Source organism: Paraburkholderia sp. SIMBA_054, from assembly GCF_046534875.1.
Lineage (GTDB): Bacteria > Pseudomonadota > Gammaproteobacteria > Burkholderiales > Burkholderiaceae > Paraburkholderia > Paraburkholderia hospita.
On sequence record NZ_JAWRXV010001460.1, the window covers coordinates 1 to 244 of the forward strand.

At 59.0% G+C, this 244-nt stretch carries 1 protein-coding gene and 1 pseudogene; one reads left to right on the plus strand and one right to left on the minus strand.

Annotated features, from left to right (window positions below):
• The coding region (locus SB822_RS59890; protein ID WP_410859484.1) for a TonB-dependent receptor at window positions 1-131 on the minus strand (131 nt) is incomplete at its 3' end.
• Between SB822_RS59890 and SB822_RS59895 the strand changes: the two are divergent.
• Window positions 132-244: pseudogene (locus SB822_RS59895) on the plus strand (family 1 glycosylhydrolase); the annotation flags it as partial.

Consider the following 244-nt stretch of genomic DNA (forward strand, 5'->3'; position numbering starts at 1 on the left):
GTGATGACGTTCGAGATCGAGATCTTGTACCAGTCCAGCGAGAAGTCCAGGCCTTCGACGAAGTGCGGGCTGTAGACGAAACCCAGCGTACGGGTACGGCTGTACTCCGGCTGCAGGTCGGCGTTACCCACGCCGGCGTCGATATACGCGGCTATTTCCTGTGGTCGCTGATGGACAACTTCGAGTGGGCATTCGGATACGAGCGCCGCTTCGGCATCGTGCATGTCGATTACGCGACGCAGAA